This is a genomic window from Streptomyces sp. NPDC038213 (assembly GCF_055600495.1).
Genome location: NZ_JBVJYM010000011.1, coordinates 37,449 through 53,618, shown reverse-complemented (window position 1 = coordinate 53,618; position 16,170 = coordinate 37,449). Strand labels below are relative to the sequence as shown.

Sequence of the window (16,170 nt, the reverse complement as noted above, 5' to 3'; positions counted from 1 at the left end):
CCGCCCTTTCCGTCCAGGGGCGCGGCGGACGCGCTCAGCCCTGCGGGCCCCCGCCCGCCCGGACCATCCCCGTCTCGTACGCGAGCACCACGACCTGCACCCGGTCGCGCAGGTTCAGCTTGGTCAGGATCCGGCCCACGTGCGTCTTGACCGTGGCCTCCGAGAGCACCAGCCGGGCTGCGATCTCGCCGTTCGACAGGCCCTGCGCCACCAGCATCATGACCTCGCGCTCCCGCTCGGTCAGCCGCTCCAGCTCCTTGTGCTGCGGCTCCGCCGTCGTGGTCGGCAGCATCGGCGCGAACCGGTCCAGCAGCCGCCGCGTCGTCGACGGCGCCACCACCGCGTCCCCGCTGTGCACCGAGCGGATCGCCGCCAGCAGCTCCGAGGGCGGCACGTCCTTCAGCATGAACCCGCTCGCCCCCGCCTTCAGCCCGGAGAAGGCGTACTCGTCCAGGTCGAAGGTGGTCAGGATGATCACCTTGGGGTGGTTCTCCGGCTCGCAGATCCGGCGCGTGGCCTCCACCCCGTCGAGCCGGGGCATGCGCACGTCCATCAGCACCACGTCCACCGTGGTGGCCCGCAGCACCTCCAGCGCCTCCAGCCCGTCACCCGCCTCGGCGACGACCTCCATGTCCGGCTGGGCCGCCAGCACCATGCGGAAGCCGGTACGCAGGAGCATCTGGTCGTCGACCAGCATCACGCGGATGGACATCTCTCAAGATCCCTTTCCTTTGAGGGGCAGAAGCGCGCTGATCCGGAAGCCGCCGCCCGGCCGCGGGCCCGCGTCCAGGGTGCCGCCGACCATGCCGACCCGCTCCCTCATGCCGATCAGTCCGTGCCCGGCGCCGTCGGCGCCGCCGTCCCGGTACATCTCCTCGGCCGCGCCCCGCCCGTCGTCCTCCACGAGCAGGCCGAGCCCGTCGTCGAAGTAGACCAGCCGCACGCTCGCCTTCGCCTGCGGACCCCCGTGCTTGCGCGTGTTCGTCAGCGCCTCCTGCACGATCCGGTACGCCGTGAGCTCCACCCCGCTGGGCAGCTGCCGCGGGGCGCCCTCGACCTGGAAGTCCACGTCGAGCCCGGCCGTGCGGACCTGCTCGACCAGTACCTCGATCTGCTCCACGTCCGGCTGCGGCACGTAGTCCTCGGACTCCTGCGGCTCGCCGGTGCGCAGGATCCCGAGCAGCCGCCGCATCTCCGCGAGCGCCTGCCGGCCCGTCCCGGAGATCGTCTTGAGGGCCTCCTTGGCCTGGTCGGGCGCCACGTCCATGACGTACGCGGCCCCGTCGGCCTGCACCACCATCACGGACACGTTGTGCGCGACCACGTCGTGCAGCTCGCGGGCGATCCGGGCCCGCTCGGCGGCCACCGCCGCCTTCCCCTGGGCCTCCCGCTCCCGCTCCAGCCGCTCGTTGCGCTCGACCAGCTGGGCGTAGTACGCCCGCCGGGTGCGCACCGAGTCGCCGAGCACCCACGCCAGGGCGAAGGGCACCGTGAGGAACACCGCGAACATCAGGCTGTCCTGCGTGCTGCCCTTGTCGAACTGCCAGCGGACCGCCGCCAGCGGGGCGGCGAGCAGTCCCCAGCCGAGCGCGGTGCGCGAGACCCAGCGGGGCACGTCCGCGCCCGCGATGGTGTAGAGGATCGCCAGCATGGCGAGGTTGGCGAGGCTGGGCTGGCTGTTCGCGGCCAGCTGGTAGACCCCGGTGCCGATGGTGAGCCACAGCATCTTCCGCGGCTGCCGGCGTCGCAGGGCGGCCACCGTGCAGAGGGCCAGGATCGCGGGGAGCGCCTTCAGCCGGTCCGCGGGGGAGTGGTACGGCTCGACGAGCTCCAGCATCGTGAGCCCGAGGAGCGCGACAGCCCAGAAGGTGTCGACGCCCGTCGGGTGTCTGCGGAGGAAGTCGTAGAACCGTTGCACGCCACCCAGCGTAGGGAAGGCAGACAGGTGCCCGAGTCAACCGGAGGGGCGATCCATCCCGCAGGCGCGTACTCCCCAAGGTGGACAGGCAGCCTAGCCTTTGTGCGATGAGCACTCAGCACGCGGCCGGAGCGCCGTCCGCCGTATGGCCCCTGACCTGGCACGACGCCATGGAACAGGCCCTGTACGGCCCCGGGGGCTTCTACGTGCGCCCCGGCGGACGCGGCCCCTCCGGCCACTTCCGGACCTCCGTACACGCCTCTGGGCTGTTCGCGTCGGCGGTGGCCCGACTGCTCGAAAGGGTCGACGGGGCCCTCGGCGGGCCGCCCGTCCTCGACCTCGTGGACATGGCGGCGGGCGGCGGGGAGCTGGTGTCCGGGGTGCTCGCCGCGCTGCCCGGCCCGGTGGCCGCCCGGGTCCGCCCGTACGCCGTCGAGCGCGCCCCCCGCCCCGCGGGCCTCGACCCGCGGATCACCTGGACCGCCGAGCCGCCCGCCGGGATCACCGGCCTGCTCTTCGCGAACGAGTGGCTGGACAACGTCCCCCTCGACATCGCCGAGGACGGCCGGTACGTCCTCGTGGACGCCGGGGGCGAGGAGAGCCCCGGCGGGCCCCTGTCCCCGGCCGACCGCGACTGGGCGCAGCGCTGGTGGCCGCAGCCGGACGGGGCGGGCGGCGGCCGGGTGGAGATCGGCCGGACCCGCGACGAGGCCTGGGCGGCCGCCGCCGCGTGCGTGGAGCGCGGGCTCGCGGTGGCCGTGGACTACGCGCACACCCGGGAGGCCCGGCCCCCGTACGGCACCCTGGCCGGGTTCCGGGAGGGCCGCGAGGTGCGCCCGGTCCCGGACGGCGGCTGCGACGTGACGGCGCACGTGGCCCTGGACTCCTGCGCCGCCCCCGGCGACCGCCTCCTCACCCAGCGCGAGGCCCTGTCCGCCCTCGGCGTCCACGGCACCCGCCCGCCGCTGGCCCTCGCCTCCACCGATCCGGCGGGCTACGTACGGGCCCTTGCGGCGGCCGGCGAGGCGGCGGAGCTGACGGCCCGCGGCGGCCTGGGCGACTTCGGCTGGCTGGTCCGGGCACAGGGCGTCCCGCACCCGCTGTAGCCCGCAGACGACACAGCGGGGGCCGGACGAAACCGCCCGGCCCCCGCCCCTACTGCCTAGCACTGCCTACTGCTGCTCCTGCTGCCTACTCGGCGGCCGGGTCGTGGTCGTCGTGCAGACCGCCGCCGCTGCCCTCGCCGTTGGTCGGCTGGGAGACGACCGGCTTGGTGAGGGGGGCCAGGTCGAAGGCGTAGTGACCCACCGCGTCGGCGATGATGTCGATGTTGATGTCGAACGCCTTCTTGTCGATGTTCGTGATGTCGTCGCCGGCCGCGTGGTAGTTCACGTCGTACGCGACACCCGCCTGGCCGCCGAACTTCGCGGCCTGGGCCTCGGTCTTGATGCCCTCGGCGCCGGTGAAGGTACCGCCGGACGGGATGCCGACCGCGATGAACGGCCCGTAGTCGGAGCGGCCGCTGAAGTCGGTGCCCTCGTGCGGAATGCTCTTCGAGTCGAGGAAGTCCGTGATGCCCTTCTCGATCTGGGCCGAGCCCTCGGGGCCGGGGCCCGCGCCGACGCCGTCCGAGTCGTCGCCGTCGTAGACGAAGTAGGCGGCGTTCGGGGAGCCGATCATGTCGAAGTTCAGGTAGAGCTTGATCTGCTTCTTCTGGTCTTCCGTCAGCTTGGCGACGTAGGCCTCGGAGCCGAGCAGGCCGAACTCCTCCGCGGACCACCAGGCGAACTTGACCTTGTTCTTGACCTTGGCCTTCGACTTGCCGAGCTGGATGGCGGTCTGGAGCAGACCGGCCGAGCCCGAGCCGTTGTCGTTGATGCCGGGGCCGGCCGCGACGGAGTCGAGGTGCGAGCCGAGGAAGACGGTGTTGTTCGCGTCGCCGCCCTTGGTCTCGGCGATGACGTTCCAGGTCTTGCGGGTCTCGCGCAGCTCGCGGGTGTCGAGGGTGACCTCGACCGGGCCCGCGGCGAGCTCGGCGGCGAGCGCCTCGCCGTCGGCCTGGGTGATGCCGCCCGTGGGGATCTTGCCCTGGGTCGGGTCGCCGATGGTGCCGTTGAGGGTGCCCGCGGTGTTGTTGTAGATGACCGTGCCGACCGCGCCGGCCGCGAAGGCGTTGAGCTGCTTGGTCGCGAAGGTGCAGCCGCCGCGCTTGACCAGGGCTATCTTGCCGGTGAAGGCACCCGCGGCGAAGTCGCCGGGCTCGCAGCCGTTGGTGCCGTCGGCGTCCACGGGGGCCGCGGCGAGGTTCGCCGTCACGCCGCCCTCGGGGCTGCTCGCCGTGTAGGTCATGAGCTTGACCGGTACGTCGCGCTCGGCGGGGGAGTTCACGCGCAGGGTCTCGGCGAGGGTCTCGACGTACACGAAGTCGAACTCGTCGCGGGAGACGGTGTACCCGGCGTTCCTCAGCACGCCCTCGATGTACTTGGCGGACTGCTCGTGGCCCTTGGAGCCGGCGGCGCGGTGGCCGTTGTTGTAGTCGGCGATCGACTGGAAGACGTTGAGGTGCTTGAAGGCGTCCTTGCCGGTGGTCTCCTTGACCAGCTTCCGGGCCAGGGCGTCCGCGCGGGCGGCGTCGCTCGCGGGACTGGTGGCTCCGGCGGGTCCCGCCAGGACGAGCGGCGAGACGAGAGCCGCAGCGGCCAGGGCGGCGGTGGCTGCGGCTATACGGCGTGAGGGCATGGAGGTCCTTTCACGGCAGGCTGAAGCGCGCGAACTGTGGGGGAAAGGTGGAGCGGTGCACGCACGTTAGACACCGGGGGGCCGATCTGGCCAGAGTTTTCGCTGATTCCGGTTTATGAATTCCATATATCGGTACGTCGACACGGCGCCGCATCCCGTACGTACTCCAACCGGCCCCGGACATAACCCCCTTATCCCCACCCGCACCCGACCCACCCACCCCGGCCGAATCCAGCCCCGCCGGCGCTTGCGGCGCGGGGCCCGGGGCGGAGCCCCGAAACCCACCCACCCGCCCCCGCCCCACCCACCCCCGGCAACATCCAGCCCCGCCGGCGTTTGAGGCGCGGGGGTGTGGGGGCGGAGCCCCTGCTTTCGGGAGGGGGCGGGGTGGGGAACAGGCCCCGCGCAGCGGCCCACCGCCCGCACCCCGTCCCGGCACAGCGGGCACCCACCCGCCCCACGACCCCGGCTCGCAGCCGGCCCCGCCCACCCGCAGCCGCCCTACCCCGCCCCCCGCACCCGCGCGACCAGCCCGCCCACCGCCTCGCGGATCTCCGTCGCCGTCCACGCCAGCGCCTCCGCGCCCACCGTCACCTCCGTGACCGCGACCCCCGGCGGCCCGTCCGCGAACCACCGGCGGAACAGCGCGACCCCGTCCTCCTCGGCCTGCCGCACCCCCGCCTCCGTCAGCGCGTCAGCCCCGTACGGCAGCCACACCTGGAACTGGTGCGTATGCGGAACCTCCGGATGCACCCGGAACCACGGCACCCCCGCCCCCTCGAACCCCTCCCGCAGCGCCGCCGCGACGACCCCCGCCTGCGCCACGTACGACGGCAGCAGCGGAAGCTCCCGCTCCAGCCCGATCAGCGCCGCCAGTGCCGCCGGGAACTGCCGGAACACCTCGCCCCCGTACCGGTGCCGCCACACCCGCGCCTCCGCGACCAGCTCCGCCGGCCCGGCCAGCGCCGCCCCCGAGTGGCCGCCCAGCGACTTGTAGAAGGACACGTACACGCTGTCCGCCAGCCCGGCGATCTCCGCCAGCGGCCGCCCGAAGTGCTCCGTGGCCTCCCACAGCCGCGCCCCGTCGAAGTGGACGACCGCGTCCCGCTCCCGGGCCGCCGCGACCAGCTCCTCCAGCTCCTCCCACGTCGGCAGGACGAACCCCGCGTCGCGCAGCGGCAGCTCCAGCATCAGCGTGCCGAAGGGCTCCGGCAGCGCGCGGACCTCTTCGGCCGTGGGCTGGCGGGACTCCGTGGTCGGGTGGACGGTCCGCAGCCCCGTCAGCACCGACAGCGCCCCGTCCTCGTGCACCTCCGGATGGCCCAGCGGGTGCATCGCCACCACCGGGTTGCCGGTCCGCCCGGCCCAGCACCGCAGGGCGACCTGCTGGGCCATCGTCCCGGAGGGGAAGAAGGCCGCCGCCTCGGTCCCCAGGACCGCGGCCACCCGCCGCTCCAGCTCGGCCACGACCCGGTTCCCGTAGATGTCCGCGGGCTCGTCCAGGTCGTACACCCCGCCCGCGTGCTCGGACAGCCAGTCGAGGTGCTCGCGCAGCGTGGGCTCCAGGGTGCCGAAGGTCAACCGCCGCGCGGCCCCGCGCCAGGCCGCCAGCCGCCGCCGCTCGGCCTCCGGGGCCGCATCCGCCCCCACCTCCGTACCCGGGTCCCGGTCCGGGTCCGCTTTCGGGTCCGAGTCCGCACCCACGTCCGCGCCCATGCGCCTGCTCCCATCCGTCCTGTCCGTCATACGGACGATCATCACCCCCGGTCCGCGGCCCGGCCACGGAATTCCCCCGCCCCTACCCCCGCCCCTACCCCGGCTCCTCCCCCCGTCCCGCCTCCCCGCCCCCCCCCGGATCCGGTACGCCTGGCCGCCCCAAAGCCAGCGGATAGCATGGCGACGTAACGTCCGGTACCCCTCGCGGACTGGAACGGAAGGCCCTCCCGCGTGAACGCATCACCGCCCCCGGCAGCGCACCCCGCACCGCAGCCCGCCCCGCAGGACCGCCCCGCCCGGCTCACCGTCGGAGTCGTCGGAGCCGGCCGCGTGGGCCCCGCGCTCGCCGCCTCGCTCCAGCTCGCCGGCCACCGGCCCGTCGCCGTCTCAGGCGTCTCCGACGCCTCCCGGCGGCGCGCCGCCGACCTGCTGCCCGGCGTACCGCTCGTACCGCCCGCGCAGGTGCTCGCGAGGGCCGACCTGGTGCTGCTGACCGTCCCCGACGACACCCTCCCGGGACTGGTCTCCGGCCTCGCCGAGACCGGGGCCGTACGGCCGGGCCAGCTGCTCGTGCACACCTCGGGCCGGTACGGGACCGCCGTACTCGACCCCGCCCGCCGGGCCGGGGCCCTGCCGCTCGCCCTGCACCCCGCCATGACCTTCACCGGCACGGCCGTGGACGTCCAGCGGCTCGCGGGCTGCTCGTTCGGGGTAACCGCCCCCGAGGAGCTGCGGCTGGCCGCCGAGGCCCTCGTCATCGAGATGGGCGGCGAACCGGAATGGATCGCGGAGGGGGCCCGCCCGCTCTACCACGCGGCCCTCGCCCTCGGGGCGAACCACCTCGTCACCCTCGTGGCCCAGTCCATGGAGCTCCTGCGCACCGCCGGGGTCTCCCACCCCGACCGGATGCTCGGCCCCCTCCTCGGCGCCGCCCTCGACAACGCCCTGCGCTCCGGCGACGCGGCCCTGACCGGCCCGGTCGCCCGCGGAGACGCCGGTACGGTAGCCGCGCACGTGGCCGAACTGCGCAAGCACGCCCCGCAGACCGTCGACGGCTACCTCGCGATGGCCCGCACCACCGCCGACCGGGCCCTGGCCCACGGCCTCCTCAAGCCCGAACTCGCAGAGGACCTCCTCGGCGTCCTCAACAGCGGCCACCGCGAAGCCCCCGACGTACGCGAAGCAGGCGACAGCGGCGACGACCGGCCCGGCAGCGACGACGGCACGGCCGGCCCCGAAGGAGGCGCACGATGACCACCGCCCTGCTGCACACCGCCGCCGAACTCCGCGCCCTGCCCCGCACCCGCACGGGTACCGGATCCGGCACGGTCACCGGCGACGCCACCGGCCGCCGCGCCGTCGTCATGACCATGGGCGCCCTCCACGAGGGCCACGCCACCCTCGTCCGCACCGCCCGCGAACTCGCGGGCCCCGACGGCCAGGTCGTCGTCACCGTCTTCGTCAACCCCCTCCAGTTCGGCGCCGGCGAGGACCTCGACCGCTACCCGCGCACCCTGGACTCCGACCTGAAGATCGCCGAACAGGCCGGTGCCGACGCCGTGTTCGCCCCCGCCACTGAAGAGGTCTACCCGGGCGGCGAACCCCAGGTCCGCATCACCGCCGGCCCCATGGGCACCCGCCTCGAAGGCGCCACCCGCCCCGGCCACTTCGACGGGATGCTCACCGTCGTCGCCAAACTGCTCCACCTCACCGCGCCCGACCTCGCCCTCTTCGGCCAGAAGGACGCCCAGCAGCTCGCCCTCATCCGGCGCATGGTCCGCGACCTGAACTTCCCCGTCGAGGTCCACGGCGTCCCCACCGTCCGCGAGGCCGACGGCCTGGCCCTCTCCAGCCGCAACCGCTACCTGTCCGCACCCGAGCGCGGCACCGCCCTCGCCCTCTCCCGCGCGCTGTTCGCCGGGCGCGACCGCCTCGCCGCCCAGGTGGCCCTGCGGGCCCGCGCCGAGGCCGCCCCCGCCACCGACCAGCGCGCCGACGCCCTCGCCCGGCTCGGCGAGTCCCGCGCCTCCGCCGACGCGCACGCCGTCTCGGCCGCCGCCTCCGGCCTCCCGGAAGCCGTACGGGCCGCAGCCCGCGCCGTCCTGGACGAGGCCGCCCGCGCCGAACCGCCCCTGGCCCTCGACTACCTCGCCCTCGTCGACCCCGCCGACTTCACCGAGGTCCCCGAGGGGTTCACCGGCGAGGCCGTCCTCGCCGTCGCCGCCAAGGTCGGCACCACCCGCCTCATCGACAACATCCCCGTCGTATTCGGCCCCCCGGCCACCACCGCCGGGACCACCACCGGGACCACCTCCGGAAGCGGAACCGGAACCACAACCGGAACCACCCGCCACCCCGGCCCCGGACCAGACACCGACACGGCCCCCGAGCACGGAGCACACCAGTGAGCAGCACAGGCATACGACTGCACGCCCCGGCCCCCGGCTGGGCGATCGAGGCCGACGTCGTGGTCGTCGGCTCCGGGGTTGCGGGCCTCACCGCCGCCCTGCGCTGCGCCGCCGCGGGCCGCCGCACCGTGGTCGTCACCAAGGCCCGCCTCGACGACGGCTCCACCCGCTGGGCCCAGGGCGGCATCGCCGCCGCCCTCGGCGAGGGCGACACCCCCGGCCAGCACGAGGACGACACCCTGGTCGCCGGAGCCGGGCTCTGCGACGAGGAGGCCGTCCGCCTCCTGGTCACCGAGGGCCCCGACGCCGTACGCCGCCTCATCGGGGCCGGCGCCGTCTTCGACACCTCCGCCGAGACCGGCGAGATCGAGCTGACCCGCGAGGGCGGCCACCACCGCCGCCGGATCGCCCACGCCGGCGGCGACGCCACCGGCGCCGAGATCTCCCGGGCCCTGGTCGCCGCCGTGCAGCGGGCCGGCATCGAGACCGTGGAGAACGCCCTCGTCCTCGACCTCCTCCAGGACGCGCAGGGCCGCACCGCCGGTGTCACCCTCCACGTCATGGGCGAGGGCCAGCACGACGGGGTCGGCGCCGTCCACGCCCCCGCCGTCATCCTCGCCACCGGCGGCATGGGCCAGGTCTTCTCCGCGACCACCAACCCCGCCGTCTCCACCGGCGACGGGGTCGCCCTCGCGCTGCGCGCCGGGGCCGAGGTCTCCGACCTGGAGTTCGTACAGTTCCACCCCACCGTGCTCTTCCTCGGCACGGGCGCCGAGGGCCAGCAGCCCCTGGTCTCCGAGGCGGTGCGCGGCGAGGGCGCCCACCTGGTCGACGCCGACGGCGTCCGCTTCATGCTCGGACAGCACGAGCTCGCCGAGCTGGCCCCCCGCGACATCGTCGCCAAGGGCATCATGCGCCGCATGCAGGAACAGGGCGCCGCGCACATGTACCTGGACGCCCGGCACTTCGGCGCCGAGATGTGGGAGAACCGCTTCCCCACCATCCTCGCCGCCTGCCGCGCCCACGGCATCGACCCGGTCACCGAGCCGGTCCCCGTTGCCCCCGCCGCCCACTACGCCAGCGGCGGGGTCCGCACCGACCTGCGCGGGCGCACCACCGTCCCCGGCCTGTACGCCTGCGGGGAGGTCGCCTGTACGGGAGTCCACGGCGCCAACCGGCTCGCCTCCAACTCCCTCCTCGAAGGCCTCGTCTTCGCCGAGCGCATCGCGGCCGACATCACCGCGACCGCCGCCGCCGAACCCCCGGCCGGCCCCGTCGTCCACGTACCCGCCACCGGACCGCTCCTGTCCGGCGACACCCGCTTCGCCATCCAGCGGATCATGACCCAGGGCGCCGGGGTGCTGCGCTCCGCCGCTTCCCTGAAGACCGCCGCGGACTCCCTCGAAGCCCTCTACGGCGCCGCCCTCACGGACCTCGAAACGCACGGCAAGACCGCCGAACCGGGCACCGACAGCTGGGAGGCCACCAACCTCCTGTGCGTGGCCCGCGTCCTGGTCGCCGCCGCCGGCCGCCGCACCGAGACCCGCGGCTGCCACTGGCGCGAGGACCACCCCGACCGCGACGACGCCCACTGGCGGCGCCACCTCGTGGTCCGGATCTCCGCCACCGAGCGGCGCGCCCTGGTCGTCACCGCGACCGACACCCCCGCCTTCCCTCCCGTAGCCACCCCCTGAGCAGGAGCACCGACCGTGAGCACCTCCGAACTTCCCCTCGTCCCCGGCGACTCCGGCGAGCCCGGCGGCTGCGGCGACGACTGCGCCTGCGGCCCCGAGGAGTCGGGCCTCGACCCCGCCCTCGCCCAGCTGCTCGCCGACGCGGGCCTCGACCCCGTCGAGGTCGAGGACATCGCGCACATGGCCCTCTCCGAGGACCTCGACGGCGGGGTCGACGTCACCACCGTCGCCACCGTCCCCGAAGAGGCCGTCGCCACGGCCGACTTCACCGCCCGCGAGAACGGCACGGTCGCCGGCCTGCGCATCGCCGAGGCCGTCCTGTCCGTGGTCTGCGAGGACGCCTTCGAGGTGGAGCGGCACGCCGAGGACGGCGACCGCGTCGAGGCCGGCCAGGTCCTGCTGTCCGTCACGGCCCGCACCCGCGACCTGCTGACCGGCGAGCGCAGCGCCCTCAACATCCTGTGCCGCCTCTCCGGCATCGCCACCGCCACCCGCGCCTGGGCCGACGCCCTGGAGGGCACCGGCGCCCGGGTCCGCGACACCCGCAAGACCACCCCGGGCCTGCGCTCCCTGGAGAAGTACGCGGTCCGCTGCGGCGGCGGGGTCAACCACCGCATGTCCCTCTCCGACGCGGCCCTCGTCAAGGACAACCACGTGGTCGCCGCGGGCGGCGTGGCCCAGGCCTTTAAGGCCGTACGGGAGCTCTTCCCGGACGTCCCCGTGGAGGTCGAGGTCGACACCCTGCACCAGGCCCGCGAGGTCATGGACGCCGGCGCCGACCTGATCCTCCTCGACAACTTCACCCCGGCGGAGACCGAGGAGGCCGTGGCCCTCAACCGCGGGCACAACAAGGGCCGCGCGGTCCTGGAGTCCTCCGGCCGCCTCACCCTCGCCAACGCCCGCGCGTACGCCGAGACCGGCGTGGACTACCTCGCCGTCGGCGGGCTCACCCACTCCTCCCCGATCCTGGACATCGGCCTCGACCTGCGCGAGGCGGCACGCTGATGCTCCTGACCATCGACGTGGGCAACTCCCACACGGTGCTCGGCCTGTTCGACGGCGACGAGATCGTCGAGCACTGGCGCATCTCCACCGACCCGCGCCGCACCGCCGACGAACTGGCCGTGCTGATGCAGGGCCTGATGGGGATGCACCCGCTGCTCGGCGACGAACTCGGCGACGGCATCCACGGCATCGCGATCTGCTCGACGGTCCCGTCCGTCCTGCACGAGCTGCGCGAGGTCACCCGCCGCTACTACGGCGACGTCCCCGCCGTCCTCGTCGAACCGGGCATCAAGACCGGCGTCCCCATCCTCATGGACAACCCGAAGGAGGTCGGCGCCGACCGCATCATCAACGCGGTCGCCGCCGTCGAGCTGTACGGCGGCCCGGCGATCGTCGTGGACTTCGGTACGGCCACCACCTTCGACGCGGTCTCGGCCCGCGGGGAGTACACCGGCGGGGTGATCGCCCCCGGCATCGAGATCTCGATGGAGGCCCTCGGCGTCCGCGGCGCCCAGCTCCGCAAGATCGAACTGGCCCGCCCCCGCAACGTCATCGGCAAGAGCACCGTCGAGGCGATGCAGTCCGGCGTGGTCTACGGCTTCGCGGGCCAGGTGGACGGAGTGGTCACCCGGATGCGCCGCGAACTGGCCGGCCCGAAGGGCGACCCCTCGGACGTCCGCGTCATCGCCACCGGCGGCCTGGCCCCCGTGGTCCTCGGCGAAGCCGCCACCATCGACCAGCACGAACCCTGGCTCACCCTGATCGGCCTCCGCCTGGTCTACGAACGCAACGTCCCCACCTTCGGCTGACCGGCCCCCGGCAATCCCGGCGAATCCAGCCCCGCCGGCGTGTGAGGCGCGGGGGCCCGGGGGCGGAGCCCCCGAAGCGGTTCCGGGCGCAGCCCGGGAAACGGTGAAAGGGCGGGTAGGGGACCCGCCCCGCAGGGCCCCCGCCCGCCCCCCGCCACCCGCACCCGACGGACGGCCCTCCAACGGTCCCCCGAACCCCGCCCACCCGACGTAATCCGCCGCGCCGCAGCCCCCCGCTAAGGGAATTTTGTCCGATTAGCGCGTATCTTCTGGCCATGCCCACGCCCAACGGATCCCGCGGCGGCATGGCGTTCAGCGCTGCTGAGCTGCACGTGCTCCGGCGCTCCCTCGCCCACGCCCTCCACTCCGACACCGACCGTGCGGCCCTCACCGCCCGTGAGGTCCAGGACTGCCTGCACCTGGCCCGGTCCGTCGACGAGGCGGTCCGCGAGGCCGGGCGCCTCCGGGCCTTCCTCCTCGCCGACCTCGGGCGCTACCGCAGCGCCCTCCCCGGCTCCCTCGCGGGCTACCTGGAGCTCCTCCAGGACGCCCTCGCGACCGGCTACGAGCCCGTCCCCGACGACCTCGCCGCCCTCCGCGCCCTGCGCGGCAACCCGGCCGCGGCGGCCCTCCTGGCCCGCTGCCAGGACATCGCCGAACGCAGCGTCCGGGCCCGCCTGGCCCGCGCCGCCACCCCGGCCCCCCGTACGGAGGCCCCCGCGACCGGCACCCCCGCCCCCGCGGCCCCCGCCGCACCCCGCACCCGCCTCCTCGCCCTCCCCGGAGGCCGGAGCTCCGGCGCCCGCGCTACGGGCCCCTCCCGCCCCGCCCCCTCCCGGGACGCCGGCGAGACCCGCCCCGACCGCCCGGCCCCCGCCAGGCCCGCCCCGCAGCCGGCCGCCCCGAGGCCCCCGGCCAAGCCGGTCCCGACCCCGGGAGAGGTCTTCCCGCCGCGCCGCAAGCCGGTGCCCCCGGCGTCCGCGCGCGCCGCGGGGTAGCTACGCTGAGGCCATGGACTACGTTTCCGCGCTCGTGCCCCCCTTCGTGATGGCCGCGCTCTTCATCGCCCTCGTCGTGACGATCGTGAAGAGCCAGGGCGGCGCCAACAAGACCAAGGAGGACGCGGTGGTCGACGCAGCCGTCGCCCGCGCCGAGTCGACCCGCCAGGCCACCCGCGGCGCCGCGTCCTGACCCGACGCGCACGGCGCTCCGCGCCCCGGGCGTGCGGTCCCTCCGGGGCCCGCACGCCTTTTTTCGTTCCCGCGACGCGCGAATAGCGGGGATGGCCGGGATATTCAGGACATCTCACACTATTGTGCTGGTGTGCCTCGGCCCTTGGGAGAACTCGAAGACGCCGTGATGACCCGGGTGTGGCAGTGGAACCGCCCGGTGACCGTTCGGGAAGTCCTGGAAGACCTCCAGAAGGAGCGGTCCATCGCGTACACGACGGTCATGACCGTCATGGACAACCTTCACCAGAAGGGCTGGGTGCGCCGGGAAGCGGAAGGCCGCGCCTATAGATATACGGCGGTCTCCACGCGCGCGGCGTACTCGGCCGCGCTGATGAACGAGGCCTGGGCGACGAGCGACAACCCGGCCGCCGCCCTCGTCGCATTCTTCGGCATGATGTCGCCGGAACAGCGCGAGGCCCTCCGCGACGCCGTCCGGATCGTCCAGCCGCAGGAACCCCCGCCGAGCCCGGATCCGGCCCCTGACCAGCCCGCCCCCGCCGCCGCCCCCTCTTCCGTGCCCGCGGCGCCGGAACCGGCCCCCGAACCCCCCGGCGACGCCGATGAGGACCGGCGGGGGCAGGGGCGATAGCGTCCGCTCATGCCCGCACAGCTTCCGAACCCCGAAGACGATTCGCTTCCCGACCGGTTTCCCGGTGCAAATGCAAAAGGCGTGGCCATCCGCCGGGCGCGCACCCGTGATGTGGCCGCGGTGCGCCGGCTCCTCGACCAGTACGTTCACCAGCGGATCCTGCTCGACAAAGCGCCGGTGACGCTTTACGAGGACATCCAGGAGTTCTGGGTGGCGGAAGCAGCCGGGGACGCCGTCGAAGACGCAGAAGGCGCCCGCGTGGTCGGCTGCGGCGCTCTCCATGTGATGTGGGAAGACCTGGCCGAAGTGCGTACTCTCGCGGTCGACCGCGAGTTGAAGGGCAGTGGTGTGGGACACCGGCTGCTGGCCAAGTTGCTGGAGACCGCCCGCGAGCTCGGGGTGCGCCGGGTATTCTGCCTGACCTTCGAAGTCGACTTCTTCGCGAAGCACGGGTTCGTGGAGATCGGTGAGACACCGGTCGACCACGATGTGTACAGCGAGCTCCTGCGTTCCTATGACGAGGGCGTCGCGGAGTTCCTGGGTCTCGAACGAGTGAAGCCGAACACCTTGGGCAACAGCCGGATGCTTCTGCACCTCTGAAGGATTACCGGGCCCGGCGGCAGTGCCCTATGTCCGAATCGCGCATGTTTCCCGTCCCGCTGAGGTCCTGAACCTCTCAGGGGGGTTTGTGTTTTCCTGGCAAAAGCGGTTTCCTTTCCGCGTACTGCATTTTCGATGAAAGGAAATCCGGTGGCACAGAAGGTTCAGGTCCTTCTTGTCGACGACCTCGACGGCGGCGAGGCGGACGAGACCGTGACGTTCGCTCTGGACGGCAAGACCTACGAGATCGACCTCACCACCGCCAATGCCGACAAGCTCCGCGGTCTGCTGGAGCCCTACGCGAAGAGCGGGCGCCGCACCGGCGGCCGGGCCGCGACGGGCCGCGCCGCCAAGGGCCGGGTCGCCACCGGCGGGAGCTCGGACACCGCCGAGATCCGCGCCTGGGCGAAGGCCAACAACTACAACGTGAACGACCGCGGCCGGGTCCCCGCCGAGATCCGCGAGGCCTACGAGAACCGCACCAAGGGCTGACCGGCCCCCGTACGCCGCAGCCGGGCCCGGTGGCACTCCGTAGCCGCCGCGCCGACGAGCCGTACGAGATCGGGCGCTCCCCCGGGAGCCCCGGTGCCGGCGGGCCGCCCCAGGGCGGTCAGGGCCGGCAGCAGTGCCTCACACCCCGGCTCCGGGGGCCGCAGCCACACGGCGGCCCCCTGGCAGCCGTCCGCGGCACCCGGCTCCGCACCGGCCGCCCCCGGCGGCACCGGGGCGGTGATCCGCCCGCCCTCACCCAGGGCGGTCAGGTCCAGGGCGACCCCGCCCCATTCCAGCCAGTCGAGCAGCCCCGCCAGCTCCTCCGCGGCGCCCGCGGCCACCAGCATCCGCATCCGGCGCCCGAGCAGCGCCACCGGACCGGTGGCCACCCCCCGCCGCAGCACGGCCCGCCCCGCGGCCGCAGGCAGCTCCAGCACGTCGAACCGCACCCCCGTGAGCAGCTGCACCGGCCGCCCCGCCGTGACGGGCCAGCCCAGGTGGTGCGCGTACCAGCGCGCGACCGGGTCGGGCCCTGCGGACCCCCCGGCGGGCTGCCCGCCGGCCTCCTGCGGGTGCCTGGGGGACGGGACGGCAAAGGGGACGGTGAGTGCCATGAATGGAGCAACTCCCGAAACCCCGGCGGGTTACGCACCGTTCATGCGGCAATGCACAGCGTAAACACCGGTCAAGTGGAAGCAGGGATTCGATCCCCGGGCTTGTTCGCCCTTAGCGGAGGCACCCCGTGCGGACGGCATGGACTGTCGGTGCCTGCGGGTAAGACATGCCTAGTGGATCGGGGCGACACGCTGATGTGACCCGCTTCCGTTCGCCATCGGCGTAGTGATGCGACGGGTATCTGCCTGGCCTGCGGGAACATCGTCTCGCACCATCGGGTTGGAGCAGTTGTCGGCTGTGCAACGCGGATTTTCCCCACCGAGTGGGGTGAGCCGGGGACGGATGTCGGCAGT

The 16,170-nt window shown here is 73.9% G+C and carries 16 protein-coding genes; 11 read left to right on the top strand and 5 right to left on the bottom strand.

The features are described 5' to 3' along the window. Positions 1–34 precede the first annotated feature (34 nt). Positions 35–712, bottom strand: coding sequence for a response regulator transcription factor (locus ACZ7JZ_RS17940; protein WP_470939895.1), 678 nt, complete (start codon positions 710–712; stop codon positions 35–37). A gap of 3 nt (positions 713–715) precedes the next feature. Further along, complete coding sequence (locus ACZ7JZ_RS17935) at positions 716–1,918, bottom strand: sensor histidine kinase (RefSeq protein WP_470939892.1); 1,203 nt, start codon at positions 1,916–1,918, stop codon at positions 716–718. Positions 1,919–2,025: 107 nt separating this feature from the next. Here ACZ7JZ_RS17935 and ACZ7JZ_RS17930 point away from each other — a divergent pair, with 107 nt between their 5' ends. After that, positions 2,026–3,024, top strand: a complete 999-nt coding sequence (locus ACZ7JZ_RS17930; protein ID WP_470939889.1) for an SAM-dependent methyltransferase — start codon at positions 2,026–2,028, stop codon at positions 3,022–3,024. 85 nt (positions 3,025–3,109) lie between these two features. Here the strand turns inward: ACZ7JZ_RS17930 and ACZ7JZ_RS17925 are convergent, their stop codons facing one another. Continuing rightward, positions 3,110–4,657, bottom strand: a complete 1,548-nt coding sequence (locus ACZ7JZ_RS17925; RefSeq protein WP_470939886.1) for a M28 family metallopeptidase — start codon at positions 4,655–4,657, stop codon at positions 3,110–3,112. Between the two features lie 501 nt (positions 4,658–5,158). Further along, entirely contained in the window at positions 5,159–6,415 is a 1,257-nt protein-coding gene (locus ACZ7JZ_RS17920) for a threonine aldolase family protein (protein WP_470939883.1), read from the bottom strand. Between the two features lie 189 nt (positions 6,416–6,604). On the opposite strand from ACZ7JZ_RS17920, the gene ACZ7JZ_RS17915 reads away from it, so the two are divergent. The 10 genes from ACZ7JZ_RS17915 (at position 6,605) to ACZ7JZ_RS17870 (ending at position 15,202) form a co-directional block, all read left to right on the top strand. Continuing rightward, on the top strand, positions 6,605–7,627 hold the full coding sequence (locus ACZ7JZ_RS17915; RefSeq protein WP_470939881.1) for a Rossmann-like and DUF2520 domain-containing protein: 1,023 nt from the start codon (positions 6,605–6,607) through the stop codon (positions 7,625–7,627). After that, the gene (gene panC / locus ACZ7JZ_RS17910; RefSeq protein WP_470939878.1) at positions 7,624–8,781 is read left to right on the top strand and encodes a pantoate--beta-alanine ligase; all 1,158 of its coding nucleotides are present in this window, start codon (positions 7,624–7,626) and stop codon (positions 8,779–8,781) included. The genes ACZ7JZ_RS17915 and panC overlap by 4 nt, the downstream gene beginning before the upstream one ends. Further along, entirely contained in the window at positions 8,778–10,475 is a 1,698-nt protein-coding gene (locus tag ACZ7JZ_RS17905; protein ID WP_470939875.1) for an L-aspartate oxidase, read from the top strand. Before panC ends, ACZ7JZ_RS17905 begins: the two co-directional genes overlap by 4 nt. 15 nt (positions 10,476–10,490) lie before the next feature. After that, complete coding sequence (nadC, locus tag ACZ7JZ_RS17900) at positions 10,491–11,480, top strand: carboxylating nicotinate-nucleotide diphosphorylase (RefSeq protein ID WP_470939872.1); 990 nt, start codon at positions 10,491–10,493, stop codon at positions 11,478–11,480. Then, positions 11,480–12,289, top strand: a complete 810-nt coding sequence (locus tag ACZ7JZ_RS17895; protein WP_470939868.1) for a type III pantothenate kinase — start codon at positions 11,480–11,482, stop codon at positions 12,287–12,289. The genes nadC and ACZ7JZ_RS17895 overlap by 1 nt, the downstream gene beginning before the upstream one ends. 275 nt (positions 12,290–12,564) lie before the next feature. Further along, the gene (locus tag ACZ7JZ_RS17890; RefSeq protein WP_470939865.1) at positions 12,565–13,287 is read left to right on the top strand and encodes a hypothetical protein; all 723 of its coding nucleotides are present in this window, start codon (positions 12,565–12,567) and stop codon (positions 13,285–13,287) included. Positions 13,288–13,300: 13 nt separating this feature from the next. Beyond that, positions 13,301–13,480, top strand: coding sequence for a hypothetical protein (locus tag ACZ7JZ_RS17885; protein WP_470939862.1), 180 nt, complete (start codon positions 13,301–13,303; stop codon positions 13,478–13,480). A gap of 132 nt (positions 13,481–13,612) precedes the next feature. Further along, positions 13,613–14,110, top strand: coding sequence for a BlaI/MecI/CopY family transcriptional regulator (locus tag ACZ7JZ_RS17880; RefSeq protein WP_470939859.1), 498 nt, complete (start codon positions 13,613–13,615; stop codon positions 14,108–14,110). A gap of 9 nt (positions 14,111–14,119) precedes the next feature. Continuing rightward, positions 14,120–14,710, top strand: coding sequence for an amino-acid N-acetyltransferase (locus ACZ7JZ_RS17875; protein WP_470939856.1), 591 nt, complete (start codon positions 14,120–14,122; stop codon positions 14,708–14,710). Positions 14,711–14,860: 150 nt separating this feature from the next. After that, on the top strand, positions 14,861–15,202 hold the full coding sequence (locus tag ACZ7JZ_RS17870; protein ID WP_470939853.1) for a histone-like nucleoid-structuring protein Lsr2: 342 nt from the start codon (positions 14,861–14,863) through the stop codon (positions 15,200–15,202). Here ACZ7JZ_RS17870 and ACZ7JZ_RS17865 read toward each other — a convergent pair. After that, positions 15,178–15,816 (bottom strand): SCO3374 family protein, encoded by a 639-nt coding sequence (locus ACZ7JZ_RS17865; protein WP_470939850.1) that lies wholly within the window; start codon positions 15,814–15,816, stop codon positions 15,178–15,180. The two genes, ACZ7JZ_RS17870 and ACZ7JZ_RS17865, sit on opposite strands and share 25 nt — an antisense overlap. Positions 15,817–16,170: the final 354 nt, after the last annotated feature.

What these genes read in the sequence shown, in the direction of transcription:
- ACZ7JZ_RS17940 (WP_470939895.1), bottom strand. Translation starts at nt 712, where the DNA reads ATGTCCATCCGCGTGATGCTGGTCGACGACCAGATGCTCCTGCGTACC.
- ACZ7JZ_RS17930 (WP_470939889.1), top strand. Translation starts at nt 2,026, where the DNA reads ATGAGCACTCAGCACGCGGCCGGAGCGCCGTCCGCCGTATGGCCCCTG.
- ACZ7JZ_RS17925 (WP_470939886.1), bottom strand. Translation starts at nt 4,657, where the DNA reads ATGCCCTCACGCCGTATAGCCGCAGCCACCGCCGCCCTGGCCGCTGCG.
- ACZ7JZ_RS17920 (WP_470939883.1), bottom strand. Translation starts at nt 6,415, where the DNA reads ATGATCGTCCGTATGACGGACAGGACGGATGGGAGCAGGCGCATGGGC.
- panC (WP_470939878.1), top strand. Translation starts at nt 7,624, where the DNA reads ATGACCACCGCCCTGCTGCACACCGCCGCCGAACTCCGCGCCCTGCCC.
- ACZ7JZ_RS17895 (WP_470939868.1), top strand. Translation starts at nt 11,480, where the DNA reads ATGCTCCTGACCATCGACGTGGGCAACTCCCACACGGTGCTCGGCCTG.
- ACZ7JZ_RS17890 (WP_470939865.1), top strand. Translation starts at nt 12,565, where the DNA reads ATGCCCACGCCCAACGGATCCCGCGGCGGCATGGCGTTCAGCGCTGCT.
- ACZ7JZ_RS17885 (WP_470939862.1), top strand. Translation starts at nt 13,301, where the DNA reads ATGGACTACGTTTCCGCGCTCGTGCCCCCCTTCGTGATGGCCGCGCTC.
- ACZ7JZ_RS17875 (WP_470939856.1), top strand. Translation starts at nt 14,120, where the DNA reads ATGCCCGCACAGCTTCCGAACCCCGAAGACGATTCGCTTCCCGACCGG.
- ACZ7JZ_RS17865 (WP_470939850.1), bottom strand. Translation starts at nt 15,816, where the DNA reads ATGGCACTCACCGTCCCCTTTGCCGTCCCGTCCCCCAGGCACCCGCAG.